Source organism: Pseudomonas sp. NFIX49, from assembly GCF_900115915.1.
Taxonomy (GTDB): domain Bacteria; phylum Pseudomonadota; class Gammaproteobacteria; order Pseudomonadales; family Pseudomonadaceae; genus Aquipseudomonas; species Aquipseudomonas pharyngis.
This window is the reverse complement of the sequence record NZ_FOYE01000005.1, coordinates 127539-141506: the sequence shown is the minus strand read 5'-3', so window position 1 is coordinate 141506 and position 13968 is coordinate 127539. Positions and strand designations below refer to the sequence as shown.

At 61.3% G+C, this 13968-nt stretch carries 13 protein-coding genes; 10 read left to right on the top strand and 3 right to left on the bottom strand.

Annotated elements, in window-relative coordinates:
• Nucleotides 1-102: 102 nt before the first annotated feature.
• Entirely contained in the window at nt 103-1473 is a 1371-nt protein-coding gene (locus BMZ46_RS15530; protein WP_007951783.1) for a CYTH domain-containing protein, read from the bottom strand.
• Nucleotides 1474-1629: 156 nt separating this feature from the next.
• Here BMZ46_RS15530 and argE point away from each other — a divergent pair, with 156 nt between their 5' ends.
• Nucleotides 1630-2778 (top strand): acetylornithine deacetylase, encoded by a 1149-nt coding sequence (argE, locus tag BMZ46_RS15525; RefSeq protein ID WP_039765375.1) that lies wholly within the window; start codon nt 1630-1632, stop codon nt 2776-2778.
• A 135-nt stretch (nt 2779-2913) separates the two neighbouring features.
• Nucleotides 2914-4212, top strand: coding sequence for an amino-acid N-acetyltransferase (argA, locus tag BMZ46_RS15520; RefSeq protein WP_007951778.1), 1299 nt, complete (start codon nt 2914-2916; stop codon nt 4210-4212).
• Between the two features lie 82 nt (nt 4213-4294).
• On the opposite strand, the gene tauA is transcribed toward argA, so the two are convergent.
• Complete coding sequence (gene tauA, locus BMZ46_RS15515; protein ID WP_166742336.1) at nt 4295-5281, bottom strand: taurine ABC transporter substrate-binding protein; 987 nt, start codon at nt 5279-5281, stop codon at nt 4295-4297.
• A 368-nt stretch (nt 5282-5649) separates the two neighbouring features.
• Here tauA and BMZ46_RS15510 point away from each other — a divergent pair, with 368 nt between their 5' ends.
• From BMZ46_RS15510 to BMZ46_RS15475, 8 genes are all read left to right on the top strand, one after another.
• Nucleotides 5650-6993 carry an OprD family porin gene (locus BMZ46_RS15510; protein WP_039765378.1) on the top strand — a complete coding sequence of 448 codons (1344 nt, stop codon included), beginning with the start codon at nt 5650-5652 and terminating at the stop codon, nt 6991-6993.
• Between the two features lie 294 nt (nt 6994-7287).
• Complete coding sequence (locus BMZ46_RS15505) at nt 7288-7926, top strand: peroxiredoxin (RefSeq protein WP_011336455.1); 639 nt, start codon at nt 7288-7290, stop codon at nt 7924-7926.
• A 352-nt stretch (nt 7927-8278) separates the two neighbouring features.
• Nucleotides 8279-8872, top strand: coding sequence for an NADPH-dependent FMN reductase (ssuE, locus tag BMZ46_RS15500; RefSeq protein ID WP_011336454.1), 594 nt, complete (start codon nt 8279-8281; stop codon nt 8870-8872).
• 89 nt (nt 8873-8961) lie between these two features.
• Nucleotides 8962-9942: a sulfonate ABC transporter substrate-binding protein gene (locus BMZ46_RS15495; protein WP_007953529.1), complete on the top strand. Its 981-nt coding sequence runs from the start codon at nt 8962-8964 to the stop codon at nt 9940-9942.
• Nucleotides 9943-9967: 25 nt separating this feature from the next.
• Entirely contained in the window at nt 9968-11116 is a 1149-nt protein-coding gene (gene ssuD, locus BMZ46_RS15490) for an FMNH2-dependent alkanesulfonate monooxygenase (RefSeq protein ID WP_011336452.1), read from the top strand.
• 9 nt (nt 11117-11125) lie between these two features.
• The gene (ssuC, locus tag BMZ46_RS15485) at nt 11126-11908 is read left to right on the top strand and encodes an aliphatic sulfonate ABC transporter permease SsuC (RefSeq protein ID WP_011336451.1); all 783 of its coding nucleotides are present in this window, start codon (nt 11126-11128) and stop codon (nt 11906-11908) included.
• A complete protein-coding gene (gene ssuB, locus BMZ46_RS15480) occupies nt 11905-12711 on the top strand; it encodes an aliphatic sulfonates ABC transporter ATP-binding protein (protein ID WP_039765381.1) in 807 nt (268 codons plus the stop codon). Before ssuC ends, ssuB begins: the two co-directional genes overlap by 4 nt.
• 106 nt (nt 12712-12817) lie before the next feature.
• Nucleotides 12818-13033 (top strand): TOBE domain-containing protein, encoded by a 216-nt coding sequence (locus tag BMZ46_RS15475; protein ID WP_007953520.1) that lies wholly within the window; start codon nt 12818-12820, stop codon nt 13031-13033.
• A 180-nt stretch (nt 13034-13213) separates the two neighbouring features.
• Here BMZ46_RS15475 and BMZ46_RS15470 read toward each other — a convergent pair whose 3' ends face one another.
• Nucleotides 13214-13846, bottom strand: coding sequence for a TetR/AcrR family transcriptional regulator (locus BMZ46_RS15470; RefSeq protein WP_039765384.1), 633 nt, complete (start codon nt 13844-13846; stop codon nt 13214-13216).
• Between the last annotated feature and the right edge of the window lie 122 nt (nt 13847-13968).

Here is a 13968-nt window from a genome sequence, read left to right as displayed (position 1 = left end):
TCAATGGACGCTCTGCGTCCGCTTTGGGACGCGGAGCGTCCCGAGCTGCATTCCCACGCAGACGGTTCGACGCCTCGACGTGGGAACGATCTTTCGCCGGAATTACATGCGCAGCAGCATTTTCCAGGCACGGTTCTGGTAAACCGCAATCGCCTGATGCTTGCGTGCATCGAGCAGTTCGTCGGTGATGGTCGGTTCGTTGGCCAGTTGCGCCAGTTTGTTCAGCTCGCCGTACAGACGATCCATTTCCGGGATTTCCAGCACGTTGCGCGCGTGGTGCAGCCAGACCTGGATGCGTTCGATGCGCGGCAATTGCTCGGCCAGATCTTCCGGCTGTTGCTGGTAACGCTGCAATTGCAGCGAAGTGGCTTCTTCGCCCAGCAGGCGCGGCAGCCAGCTTTGCAACTGCGCGGCACCCTGACGATTGCCACGGGTGTTGCGGTCAGCAGTCCAGGTACGGGCCAGCAACCAGCGCGAAGCGTTCAGCGAGAACAGGCCCCAGCGCGGGTCTTCCAGTTCTTCGAGGAACTGCTCCGGCGCGGCCTTGCGCACGTCTTCGTCTTCGATGCCGACCTGCACCAGCGGACGCCAGTCTTCCAGCAGGGCATCGAGGGCAACGCGCAAGTCGTGGGTCGACGGACGCGGTGCGGCCTGGCCGAGGCTGCTGAGCAGGGCGCGCATTTCCGCGAGGTTCTCGACCCAGTCCTGCAGCAGGCGCCAGTGGCCGTTGAAGCGATACTGTTCGGCCAGACGCTGGCTGCTGCCGAGCAAGTGCCAGGCCAGGGCGGCGAAGGCGTCGTCCAGCGGGGTTTCAGCGGTAATGGCCGGCGCCGGCAGGCTCAGCGAATAGCTGTTGGCGTCGTACAGGCGATAGCCGCGCTCGGCCTTGCTGATGTCGCACGGCATCAGGGCCAGGGTTTCGGCCAGTTCGGCGGCCAGTTCCAGCAGCGCGGCAGGCTCGCCTTCGCGCAGCTCCAGTTCCAGCTCGCAGATTTCTTCTTTCTGTTTGCCGACTACCACGTGGCCCAGGTCCAGCGCGGCTTCGATGACCACTTTGGTCTTGCCACGGCCCCAGGCGATTTCGGCACGCTCGCGGACGAAATCGGTGGTGAAGATCGGCTTCAGGGTTTTCTTGTCCAGCTCGGCGAGGGACTCGGGCCAGCATTCACCGTCGAGTTTTTTCACGTCGAGCTTGGCTTTGGGCAGGTTCCAGTCGTACTCGTTACGCTCGGACAGGCCGGCGACGCTCTGGCCACGGGTCTTGAGGGTCTGAATCACCTCTTCACCGTCCTTGCGCAGGCGCAGGGCAACCTTGGCCCGGGCCAGGTCACGCTCAGGCGTGTCGAAGTACTGATTCATCAACTCACGGCGTTCCCAGCCACTTTTGTTGCGTTTTTTCAGGAGAGGGTGCTCGCGCAGGGCGGCGAGGGTTTCGCGGCTGACGCGGAGTTTGATTTCGGTTTCTTTCTGCATGGCCGGAAAATCCAGGATCGGGAGCGCAGCCGGGGGAATGTGTGGCTGCCAAGGCCGTGCAGTGTACAGGACTGAACCTTCCTACGCTTTGCGGCGGTTTATTCTCGGCGCCGGATGGTTCTATGATGAACCTCAATTCGGGAGTTGGAGTCAGCGATGCTTTTGCCGTCCATGCAAGACCAGTTCGCTGCACTGATCGCCGCGCCGTCGGTCAGTTGCACCCAGCCGGGCCTCGACCAGTCCAACCGGGCGGTGATCGATCTGCTCGCGGGCTGGCTCGGCGACCTGGGTTTCAGCTGCGACATCCAGCAGGTCAACCCCGGCAAATTCAATCTGCTCGCCAGTTTCGGCAGCGGCCCCGGCGGGCTGGTGCTGGCCGGACACAGCGACACGGTGCCGTACGACGATGCGCTGTGGAAAACCGACCCGCTGAAACTCACCGAAGTCGACGGCCGCTGGGTCGGCCTCGGCAGTTGCGACATGAAGGGCTTCTTCGCCCTGATCATCGAAGCCGTGCAACCGCTGCTCGATCAATCGTTCAAGCAGCCGCTGCTGATCCTCGCCACCTGCGATGAAGAAAGTTCGATGTCCGGTGCCCGGGCGCTGGCCGAAGCGGGGCGACCGCTGGGCCGGGCGGCAGTGATCGGCGAGCCGACCGGGCTCAAGCCGATCCGCATGCACAAGGGCATCATGATGGAGCGCATCGATATCCTCGGGCAGAGCGGCCATTCGTCGGATCCGCGCCTGGGGCACAGTGCACTCGAAGCGATGCACGATGCCATCGGCGAACTGCGCGGCCTGCGCCTGTTGTGGCAGCGCGAATTCAACAACCCGCAGTTCAGTGTGCCGCAGCCGACCATGAATTTCGGCTGCATACACGGCGGCGACAACCCGAACCGCATCTGCGGCCAGTGTTCGCTGGAATTCGATCTGCGGCCGTTGCCGGGGATGGACCCGAACGTCTTGCGCAGCGAGATCCTGCGCAAACTCAACCCGGTCGCCGAGCGGCATAAAGTGAAGATCGATTACGCGCCGCTGTTTCCCGAAGTGCCGCCGTTCGAGCAGGCCGAAGACGCGGAACTGGTGCGAATTGCCGAAAAACTCACCGGCCACAAGGCCGAAGCGGTAGCGTTCGGCACCGAAGCGCCTTATCTTCAGCGCCTTGGCTGCGAAACCATCGTGCTCGGCCCCGGCGACATCGGCTGTGCGCACCAACCGGGCGAGTACCTCGAAATGTCACGTTTGCAGCCTACCGTGCATCTATTGCGGCAGTTGATCGAACATTACTGTCTCAAAGCTGTATAAATTGCCCAAACACCCACCCGTATTCATGAGGAGAGCGCGCGTGTCGCCAAGCCTGTTCCGACGATAACCATCAGCCCGCTGTGCGTTTTCCGTTCTGCCCTTTTTCCGGCTGCTATTTATTACAGGCCCAGGTTCATGCCCGAATACGTCAATTGGCTTCGCCACGCGTCTCCTTATATCAATGCTCACCGCGATTGCACCTTCGTTGTCATGCTTCCGGGCGACGGCGTGGAGCATCCGAATTTCGGCAACATCGTCCATGACATCGTATTGCTGCACAGCCTCGGCGTGCGGCTGGTGCTGGTTCACGGTTCCCGCCCGCAGATCGAAACCCGCCTTGCCGCACGCGGCCTGACCCCGCATTACCACCACGGCATGCGCATCACCGATGCCGCGACGCTGGAGTGCGTGATCGACGCGGTCGGCCAGTTGCGTATCGCCATCGAAGCGCGGCTGTCGATGGACATGGCCTCATCGCCGATGCAGGGCTCGCGCCTGCGGGTGGCCAGCGGCAACCTCGTGACGGCGCGGCCGATCGGCGTGCTGGAAGGTGTCGACTATCACCACACCGGCGAAGTGCGTCGGGTCGACCGCAAAGGCATCAACCGTCTGCTCGACGAGCGCTCCATCGTGTTGCTGTCGCCGCTGGGTTATTCGCCGACCGGTGAAATCTTCAACCTGGCCTGCGAAGACGTGGCGACCCGCGCTGCCATCGATCTGGGCGCAGACAAGCTGCTGCTGTTCGGTGCCGACCTCGGTCTGATCGACGAAAACGGCAAACTGGTGCGCGAGCTACGTCCGCAGCAAGTGCCGGCGCATTTGCAGCGTCTGGGCAGCAACTATCAGGCGGAACTGCTGGATGCCGCCGCCGAAGCCTGTCGTGGCGGCGTGGCGCGCAGCCATATCGTCAGTTATGCCGAGGACGGCGCGCTGCTGACCGAACTGTTCACCCGTGACGGTGGCGGTACGCTGGTGGCCCAGGAGCAATTCGAACTGGTACGCGAGGCGGCGATTGAAGACGTCGGCGGCTTGCTCGATCTGATCAGCCCGCTGGAAGAGCAGGGGATTCTGGTGCGTCGCTCGCGCGAAGTGCTGGAGCGCGAGATCGAGCAGTTCAGCGTGGTCGAGCGTGAAGGGATGATCATCGCCTGTGCGGCGCTGTATCAGATTGCCGATTCGGATGCCGGCGAGCTGGCGTGCCTGGCGGTGAATCCTGAGTATCGCCATGGCGGTCGCGGCGACGAACTGCTCGAGCGCATCGAGACCCGTGCCCGGGCGCAAGGCCTGAAAACCCTGTTCGTTCTCACCACCCGCACCGCCCACTGGTTCCGCGAGCGTGGCTTCGAACCAAGCAGCGTCGAACGTCTGCCGGCGGCTCGGGCTTCTCTTTATAACTATCAGCGCAATTCGAAGATCTTCGAGAAGTCTCTGTGATGTGACGCCCTCATCGCGAGCAGGCTCGCTCCCACAAAGGTTCACCGAGCCTGTGGGGGAGCGAGCCTGCTCGCGATAGCGTTTATTCGGCTACAAACTTCGCACTGACATACGGCGAGTAGTCAGGCAAAACGCTTTCGACCTTGCCCTGTTCCTTCAAAAACTTCGCCGTCTCAGCAATCGCTTTCGCCGTACCGCCGTCCAGCAGCGCCGTGGTCTGTTGCGCCTTGGCGTCCGGGAACGCCGAGCCCGCGAGCAATTCCGGAACGTCGGCAGGATTGGCACCGGTCAGTTTGGCGATTTTCTGTACAGGCACCGAGTCGGCCGTCCAGCTGTCTTTATGGGCCGCGTAATCAGCGAACGAGTCCAGGGTCACCTTGGCGAACCTGGCCACGACTTCAGGATGCTTCTCGGCAAAGTCCTTGCGCGCTACCCAGACTTCGAAGGTCGGCGCGCCCCATTGGCCGACCTGCGCGGCATCGGTCAGGGTCTTGCCGGTTTTGCGGATTTCACCCAGCGCCGGCGACCAGACAAAGGCGCCGTCGATGTCGCCACGTTTCCAGGCGGCCGCGATTTCTGCGGGTTGCAGGTTCACCACTTTGACTTTCGAAGTGTCCAGGCCCCAGTGCTTGAGCGCGCCGAGCAGGCTGTAGTGGGAGGTGGAAACGAACGGGGTGGCGATGGTCTTGCCGATCAGGTCTTCGGGCTTGTTGATACCGCTGCCGTTGCGCACCACCAGCGCTTCGGCGGCATTGATCTGCGCCGAGACGATAAAGGCCACGATCGGCAGATTGCGCGAAGCGGCGGCCGCCAGCGGGCTCGAGCCGAGGTTGCCGATCTGCACATCGCCGGAGGCGATTGCTGTCACAACTTCCGGGCCGCTGTTGAACCGGCGCCAGTCGATTTTCTCGCCGATGGCCTTCTCGTACACGCCGTCGGCCTGGGGGACTTTGCTTGGGTCGATACCGGTCTGGTAGCCCACGGTGAGGTTGGCGGCCTGGGCTGAAAAAGAAATCAGCGCCGACACACAAACTGTAACAAATTGACTAGATAGTGCGCGTTTGGCCATCATGGCGTCGCCTTTTTGATAGGGATTGACGAATCGGGGTTGCGTCAAAGCTAATCGATCTAAAAAAAGGCTAACAAATACCATTTAGTAATGAGTTTAGTCGCCGATACGCTGTATCCCGGTGCAGATGGCAATTGGCTGGCCATATAGCCGAATGGTATGAAAAAGAATGAATAAATTCTTTTTGGGTTTATCAGGAAGTCTTTACCCTGCAGGGACCAAATCACTGCGATTAGACCTTGGTCGTAGACATACAAGGTTACGATTGACTTGTCAGTCACGGTCTGGCGCTAATCGCGCATCTTAGGATCCAGGGGCATCAGACCCCGGACCAGGAACACAAGAATTAGAAACGAGAGGAGCGAAACATGAACAAGTCCACCTTGGCCCTGGCCGTGGCCGTAGGGGTTTTGGCGCAGCAGGCAGGCGCCGCCGGTTTCATCGAAGACAGCAAGGCCACTCTGGGTCTGCGTAACTTCTACATCAACACTGACAACCGCGATGGCGCTGGTGCCAACAAGAACGAAGAGTGGGGCCAAGGCTTCGATCTGCGTTTCATCTCCGGCTACACCCAAGGCACCGTAGGCTTCGGTATTGATGCCATCGGCCTGCTGGGCGTGCGTCTGGATTCGGGCGGCGGCACCAACGGCAACAGCGGCACCGCTTACGGCGGCACTGTGTTCCCGAGCGAGTCCAACGGCAAAGCAGTGGACAACTTCTCCAGCCTGGGTCTGACTGCCAAAGCCAAGATCTCCCAGACCGAACTGAAGCTGGGCACCCTGCAGCCGAAAAACCCGGTGATCGTGACCAACGACGGTCGTCTGCTGCCACAAACCTGGCAGGGCGGTCAGATCACTTCCGGCGAAATCAAGGACCTGACCCTTGTCGGTGGTCAGATCGAAGCCGTGAAAGGCCGTAACTCCAGCAACAACGAAAACTTGTCCATCGGCGGTGCAAACACCCGTGGCACTGGCTTCCGTGACAGCAACAAATTCATCTATGCCGGTGGCGACTACAAGATCACCAAAGACCTGACTGCCCAGTACTACTACGGCAACCTGGAAGACTTCTATAAGCAGCACTTCCTGGGTCTGGTACACAACTGGGCCATCGGCCCGGGTGTCTTGAAGTCTGACTTCCGTTACTTCAACAGCTCCGACGACGGCAAGAACGGCACTGATCCGGCCTACTACAGCAGCGGCAACTACACCGGTTTCCGTTCCGGTCGTGGCGAAGTCGACAACAACCTGTACAGCGGCCTGTTCCTGTACACCGTTGAAGGTCACACCTTCGGTGGCGGTTACCAGGTTTCCAACGGCAGCTCCGACTTCCCTTGGCTGAACCAGGGCGACGGTTCGTCGAACTACACCATCACCGACATGCAGATCCAGAAGTTCGGTCGTGCCGGCGAGAAAACCTGGCAGGCTCGCTACTCGTATGACTTCGCTAAAGTCGGCGTACCTGGCCTGACCGCTGGTGTGGTTTACCTGAAAGGCGATTCGATCGACACCGTTGGCACCAACGGCCGCGAAAACGCTTCGAACCGTTCCGAGTGGGAACGCGACTTCACCATCGGTTACGTCGTACCGGAAGGTCCGTTCAAGAACGTCGGCCTGATGTGGAAAAACGCTGTATGGCGCACCGACCTGCCGAACACCCGTTCGCAGGACGAAAACCGCCTGATCGTCAGCTACTCGATCCCGCTGCTGTAATAGCGCGGTCCTGCACTGATGTAAAAAAGCCCCGTCCGGCATCGCGCCGGACGGGGCTTTTGCGTTTTCGGGTCCGGCTCACCCCCGTAAGCCTTTCCCGATGTTCCCCTCTTTACAGCAACTCAAGGCCTTCTCGAACCTTGAGCGCGATGTTCGTCGCGATGCTGCGGGGCGTCCAGTGAACAGATGTTTAATATTCAATAAAGATATAGATATCTAGTTATTTATTCTTTTTCAGAAGAACGAATCACGAGCTACAGTTGAGGTCTCCAACCACTCATCAGGAGCCGCACCATGAGCCTCAGACTTGGCGATATCGCCCCCGATTTCGAACAGGATTCCAGCGCCGGCAAGATTCGTTTCCACGAATGGCTGGGCGATAGCTGGGGCGTGCTGTTTTCCCACCCGGCAGACTTCACCCCGGTGTGCACCACCGAGCTGGGCTTCACCGCCAAACTCAAGGACGAGTTCACCAAACGCGGCGTGAAGGCCATTGCACTGTCGGTCGACCCGGTGGATTCGCACCACAAGTGGATCGAGGACATCAACGAAACCCAGAATACCATCGTCAACTTCCCGATCCTGGCCGATGCCGATCGCAAGGTGTCCGATCTGTACGATCTGATCCACCCGAACGCCAACGACACCCTGACCGTGCGTTCGCTGTTCGTGATCGATCCGAACAAGAAGATCCGCCTGACCATCACTTATCCGGCCAGCACCGGGCGCAACTTCCACGAGATCCTGCGGGTGATCGACTCGCTGCAGCTCACCGACAACTACAAGGTGGCCACCCCGGCCAACTGGCAGGACGGTGAAGAAGTGGTGATCGTGCCGTCGCTCAAGGACGAAGACGAAATCAAGCAACGCTTTCCGAAAGGCTACCGCGCGGTGAAACCGTACCTGCGCCTCACCCCACAGCCGAACAAATAACCTACCTCGGATCGTTCCCACGCTCTGCGTGGGAATGAATATATGGACGCTCCGCGTCCACTGTGACGCAGAGCGTCACGGGCGGCATTCCCACGCGGACGGTTCGACGCCTCGACGTGGGAACGATCATCATCAGTGCCGGAGAACGATCAATACGAACCACGATGCAGGGTTTCAGGCCGCTTTGACGGCCTGTTTTTTTTGCCGCAAGAAAGGGAAATGTATATCTCCATAAAGAATAACCAAATGAATAAATATGATTTATGGATATATGAATCAGCTGGTAAGGTCACTCACATCGAAGCGAGATCGCAACCCGCGAATCGCCTGTAACGCGCAAGGAATTTTCTGAATGCTGGTCGTCTCACTCGGTGGCAGTCCCAGTCAACGTTCCCGCTCCGGGGTGTTGCTGGAACGCTCGCAACGCTGGTTGCAGCAGCAAGGGGTGGAAGTGGTGAGTTATCAGGTGCGGGACTTCCCGGCCGAAGATCTGCTCCACGCCCGCTTCGACAGCCCGAAGGTGCTCGACTTGCTGCAACAGATTGAAAACGCCGATGGCCTGCTGATCGCTACGCCGGTGTATAAGGCGTCGTTTTCCGGTGCCCTGAAGACCGTGCTGGATCTGCTGCCCGAGCGTGCGCTGAACCACAAGATTGTTCTGCCGATGGCTACCGGCGGCAGCATCGCTCACATGCTGGTGGTCGATTACGCCCTCAAGCCTGTGCTGTCGGCCTTGAAGGCCCAGGAAATGCTGCAAGGGATTTTTGCCGAGGACAGCCAGATCGCTTACGGCGAAGGCAGTGCCCAGGCGCAGTTGGCTCCGGCGCTGGAGCAGCGGTTGCATGAAGCGCTGGACCAGTTTGTCAGCGCCATGGCCCGCCGGCCGAAGCCGCTGGAGCCGGGGCTGCTGAACGAACGTTTGTTGAGTGCTCGCTGGAGCATTTGAGCCACACCGAAACTTGAAGTACTCACCTTACTCAGCCGCCAACGGCCAAGCAGGTGCAGCCACAACCCAACAGCAAAAAGGAGAGCGCTATGCGCACTGTATTTTTGCGTCGTGGTCTGGTCGCTCTGTTTGCTGCGGCTGTGTCCTTCGGCGCCATCACTCAAGCTCAAGCCGAGACGCTACGAATCGGTTATCAGAAATACGGCACGCTGGTGCTGCTCAAAGCCAAGGGCACCCTGGAAAAACGTCTCGCCGCCCAAGGCGTCGACGTGCAATGGACTGAATTTCCCGGCGGCCCGCAACTGCTGGAAGGCCTGAACGTCGGCTCGATCGACTTCGGCGTCACCGGCGAAACCCCGCCGGTCTTTGCCCAGGCGGCCGGTGCCGATCTGCTCTACGTCGCCTACGAGCCACCAGCGCCGAACAGCGAAGCGATCCTCGTGCCGAAAGATTCGCCGATCAAATCGGTGGCGGATCTCAAGGGCAAGAAAGTCGCCCTGAACAAAGGCTCCAACGTCCACTACCTGCTGGTGCGTGCGCTGGAAGATGCCGGCCTCAAGTACACCGACATTCAAACCGTATTCCTGCCGCCGGCGGATGCCCGCGCCGCGTTCGAACGTGGCAGCGTCGACGCCTGGGTCATCTGGGACCCGTACCAGGCCGCCGCCGAGAAGCAACTGCAAGCGCACACCCTGCGTGACGGTAAAGGCATCGTCGACAACCACCAGTTCTACCTGGCGACCAAACCCTACGCACAGAAAAATCCCGAGGTGATCAAGACCCTCGTGGAAGAAGTGCGCGCCGTCGGTGAGTGGTCCAAGGCCAACCCGGAAGACGTGACCCAACAGGTGTCGCCGCTGCTCGGCCTGCCGGCAGACATCACCCTGACCTCGGTGAAGCGCCAGGGCTACGGCGCGCTGTTCCTGACCCCGGAAGTGGTCGCCGCGCAACAGAAAATCGCCGACACCTTCTACCAGCTCAAGCTGATTCCCAAGCCGTTGAGCATCAAGGACGTGATCTGGACCCCACCGGCCGCTGTGGCCCAAAGCTCGGTCACCCAAGCCCAGTAAATCGAATCCCCAAGGAGACCACTCCATGAGCCTCAACATCTTCTGGTTCCTGCCAACCCACGGCGACGGCCATTACCTTGGCACCGCCGAAGGCGCCCGCGCCGTCGATCACGGCTATCTGCAACAGGTCGCGCAAGCGGCGGATCGCCTGGGCTTCGGCGGCGTGCTGATTCCCACCGGCCGCTCCTGCGAGGACTCGTGGCTGGTGGCGGCATCGCTGATCCCGGTGACCCAGCGTCTGAAATTCCTTGTCGCCCTGCGCCCCGGGATCATTTCCCCGACGGTGGCGGCGCGTCAGGCGGCAACGCTGGATCGGTTGTCCGGCGGTCGTGCGCTGTTCAACCTGGTGACCGGTGGCGATCCGGAAGAGTTGGCCGGCGACGGTCTGTTCCTCGATCACGAAGCGCGCTATCAGGCCTCGGTGGAATTCACCCGGATCTGGCGTCGGGTGCTGGAAGGCGAAACCGTGGATTACGACGGCGAGCACATCAGCGTGAAGGGCGCCAAATTGCTCTATCCGCCGATCCAGCAACCGCGTCCGCCGCTGTATTTCGGTGGCTCGTCGGAAGCCGCGCAGGATCTGGCCGCCGAACAAGTGGAAATGGTCCTGACCTGGGGCGAGCCGCCCGCAGCCGTGGCCGAGAAGATTGAACAGGTGCGCGCCAAGGCCGCCAAGCTCGGCCGCACCGTGCGCTTCGGCATTCGTCTGCATGTGATCGTGCGGGAAACCAATGCCGAGGCCTGGCAAGCGGCAGATCGCCTGATCTCGCACCTGGACGACGACACCATCAAACGTGCCCAGGCTTCGCTGGCGCGGTTCGATTCGGTCGGCCAGCAACGCATGGCTGCGCTGCACGGTGGCAGTCGCGACAACCTCGAAGTCAGCCCGAACCTGTGGGCCGGCGTCGGTCTGGTGCGCGGCGGTGCCGGGACGGCGTTGGTCGGCGACGGCCCGACCGTGGCGGCGCGCGTTAAGGAATACGCGGATCTGGGCATCGATACTTTCATCTTCTCCGGTTATCCACACCTCGAAGAATCGTATCGGGTGGCCGAACTGCTGTTCCCGCACCTCGACGTCGAGCGCCCGGAATTGCCGAAAAGCGCCGGTTACGTCAGCCCGTTCGGGGAGATGGTGGCCAACGACATTCTTCCCAAAGCCGCGTCCCAGAGCTGAGGCGCCGCCATGAAGAAATTTATCCACAGCCTCGCGCCCTGGGCGTTGCCGGTGTTGTTGCTGGCGGTGTGGCAGTTGTCGGTGTCGGCCGGTTGGCTGTCGACGCGGATTCTGCCGGCGCCGGTGGCGGTGATCGAAGCCGGCGTGAGCCTGGTACGCAGCGGCGAAATCTGGACGCACCTGGCAATCAGCGGCTGGCGCGCCGCGCTGGGCTTCACTATCGGTGGCAGCATCGGCCTGGTGCTGGGGTTCATCACCGGCCTGTCGAAGTGGGGTGAACGCCTGCTCGACAGCTCGGTGCAGATGATCCGCAACGTGCCGCACCTGGCGCTGATTCCGCTGGTGATCCTGTGGTTCGGCATCGACGAGTCGGCGAAGATTTTCCTGGTGGCATTGGGCACCTTGTTCCCGATCTACCTCAACACCTATCACGGCATCCGCAACGTCGATCCGGCGCTGGTGGAAATGGCGCGCAGTTATGGCCTGTCCGGTTTCAGCCTGTTCTGGCAGGTGATTCTGCCGGGCGCGCTGCCTTCGATTCTGGTCGGCGTGCGCTTCGCCCTGGGCTTCATGTGGCTGACGCTGATCGTGGCGGAAACCATCTCCGCGAGCTCCGGCATCGGTTACCTGGCGATGAACGCCCGCGAGTTCCTGCAGACCGACGTGGTGGTGCTGGCGATTCTGCTGTACGCGGTGCTCGGCAAACTGGCCGACCTCGCGGCCCGTGGACTTGAACGTGTGTGGCTGCGCTGGCATCCGGCGTATCAAGTGGCGAAAGGAGGTGCGGCATGACCGCTCAACAACCTCCACGCCTGCTGCGCGGGATTCCGCTGGCGGTGCGCAACCTGCAAAAGACTTTCGGCTCGCGGCAGGTACTGCGTGACATCGATCTGCACATTCCGGCAGGGCAGTTTGTCGCCGTGGTCGGGCGCAGCGGATGCGGCAAGAGCACATTTCTGCGCTTGCTCGCCGGCCTCGATCAACCCACTGGCGGCGATCTGCTCGCCGGTGCCGCACCGCTCAGCGATGCGCGGGATGACACCCGGTTGATGTTCCAGGAAGCGCGGCTGCTGCCGTGGAAAAAGATCATCGACAACGTCGGTCTCGGTCTCAAGGGCGACTGGCGTCCGCAAGCCTTGCAGGCGCTGGATGCAGTAGGCCTCGCCGATCGCGCCAATGAATGGCCGGCGGCATTGTCCGGTGGGCAGAAGCAGCGCGTGGCGCTGGCCCGGGCGCTGATCCATCAACCGCGTCTGTTGCTGCTCGACGAGCCGCTGGGCGCACTGGATGCGCTGACCCGGATCGAGATGCAGCAACTGATCGAGCGTCTCTGGCAACAGCACGGGTTCACCGTGTTGCTGGTGACCCACGACGTCAGCGAAGCGGTGGCGATTGCCGACCGGGTGATTCTGATCGAGGACGGCGAAGTCGGCCTCGACCTGCAAGTGGAGCTGCCGCGTCCTCGGGTGCGTGGCTCCCATCGCCTGGCCGCGCTGGAAACCGAAGTGCTCAACCGAGTGTTGTCCCTGCCCGGCGAGCCGCCGGCGCCGGAACCCGTTTCACCCTTGCCTACGCAACTGCGTTGGGCGCAATGAAGCAGCTGCGAGCAGCAAGCTACAAGCTGCAAGTAGAAGCTCAGTGCTTTTGCTTGCAGCTTGAAGCTCGCAACTTGCGGCTTATTTCGACCTCAGGAGAAATATCATGACTATCAAAGCCATCAACGTACGCAACCAGTTCAAAGGCGCGATCAAGGAGATCGTTCTCGGCGACGTGCTGTCGGAAATCGACGTGCAGACCGCTTCCGGCATCGTCACGTCGGTGATCACCACCCGTTCGGTCAAGGAGCTGGAACTGGAGGTCGGCAGCGAAGTGATCGCCTTCGTGAAATCCACCGAGGTGTCCATCGCCAAGTTGTAAGGGCGTGGGACAAAAACAACCCCGAAGGGTGTGAGCCCTTCGGGGTTTTTTATTGGCTTGAGATTGACCGTGCTGATCGTTCCCATGCTCTGCGTGGGAATGCCTCTGGGGACGCTCCGCGTCCAGTGACGCGGAGCGTCACGGGCTGCATTCCCACGCAGAGCGTGGCAACGATCATCGCTAGAGAATCCGTTTGGGCAGATAGGGCGGAAGATACAGCCCGATGTAGGCATCAAACACCCGCATGCCTTCCTCGGCCATGCGCGGGGTGATCTGCCCGTGCTGCTGCACCGAGCGGGCGTAGACGCGGTCGCCCAGTTCCATGGCCAGTGCGAACACATCGACGTCATCCGGCAGTCGCGGCAGTTCGAAGTGATGATCGAACAGCTTGTGCATCAGGTCGCCGAGTTCGAGGTCGTGCTGGCGGTCGGCCTGGGTGACTTCGGTGAGGCCGTGCTGCGCGAGGATCAGTTGGCGGGCGGCGGCATCCTCGCCATAGATCTCCAGCATCCGCTCTTCGACCAGCCGCGACAGGTCGCGCCAGTCGCGCAGGGCATCGTGATCGATCGGTGCTTGCAGGCAGGCACGGAAGGCCGCGTGCACATCCGCCGTCAGCGCTTCGAGCAGCGCCGGAACACTGGCGAAGAAGTGGTAGACCGAGGAGGGCGGAATCTGCGCGCGCTCGGCCACGCTGTAGATCGACAGGCTCGCCACGCCCTCGGCGGCCAGCAGCGTGCGCGCGGCGTCGAGTATCGAATCGATCCGCGCCTGACTGCGGGCACGAGGTTTGCGAACGGGGGCGGGACGCGTCATGAAAGTCTCCTGCGGGGCAGCGGGCATTGTACGAGCCGGCTCTTGCGTTGTCTTGTCGGCCGCCATCGCTGGCAAGCCAGCTCCCACAGGTATCTGTGTCGAACACAAGATTTGAGTACACA

Bases quoted from the DNA above. Each gene is read 5' to 3' on its own strand.
- BMZ46_RS15530 (WP_007951783.1), bottom strand. From the start codon at position 1,473: ATGCAGAAAGAAACCGAAATCAAACTCCGCGTCAGCCGCGAAACCCTC.
- argE (WP_039765375.1), top strand. From the start codon at position 1,630: ATGCTTTTGCCGTCCATGCAAGACCAGTTCGCTGCACTGATCGCCGCG.
- argA (WP_007951778.1), top strand. From the start codon at position 2,914: ATGCCCGAATACGTCAATTGGCTTCGCCACGCGTCTCCTTATATCAAT.
- tauA (WP_166742336.1), bottom strand. From the start codon at position 5,281: ATGGCCAAACGCGCACTATCTAGTCAATTTGTTACAGTTTGTGTGTCG.
- BMZ46_RS15510 (WP_039765378.1), top strand. From the start codon at position 5,650: ATGAACAAGTCCACCTTGGCCCTGGCCGTGGCCGTAGGGGTTTTGGCG.
- BMZ46_RS15505 (WP_011336455.1), top strand. From the start codon at position 7,288: ATGAGCCTCAGACTTGGCGATATCGCCCCCGATTTCGAACAGGATTCC.
- ssuE (WP_011336454.1), top strand. From the start codon at position 8,279: ATGCTGGTCGTCTCACTCGGTGGCAGTCCCAGTCAACGTTCCCGCTCC.
- BMZ46_RS15495 (WP_007953529.1), top strand. From the start codon at position 8,962: ATGCGCACTGTATTTTTGCGTCGTGGTCTGGTCGCTCTGTTTGCTGCG.
- ssuD (WP_011336452.1), top strand. From the start codon at position 9,968: ATGAGCCTCAACATCTTCTGGTTCCTGCCAACCCACGGCGACGGCCAT.
- ssuC (WP_011336451.1), top strand. From the start codon at position 11,126: ATGAAGAAATTTATCCACAGCCTCGCGCCCTGGGCGTTGCCGGTGTTG.
- ssuB (WP_039765381.1), top strand. From the start codon at position 11,905: ATGACCGCTCAACAACCTCCACGCCTGCTGCGCGGGATTCCGCTGGCG.
- BMZ46_RS15475 (WP_007953520.1), top strand. From the start codon at position 12,818: ATGACTATCAAAGCCATCAACGTACGCAACCAGTTCAAAGGCGCGATC.
- BMZ46_RS15470 (WP_039765384.1), bottom strand. From the start codon at position 13,846: ATGACGCGTCCCGCCCCCGTTCGCAAACCTCGTGCCCGCAGTCAGGCG.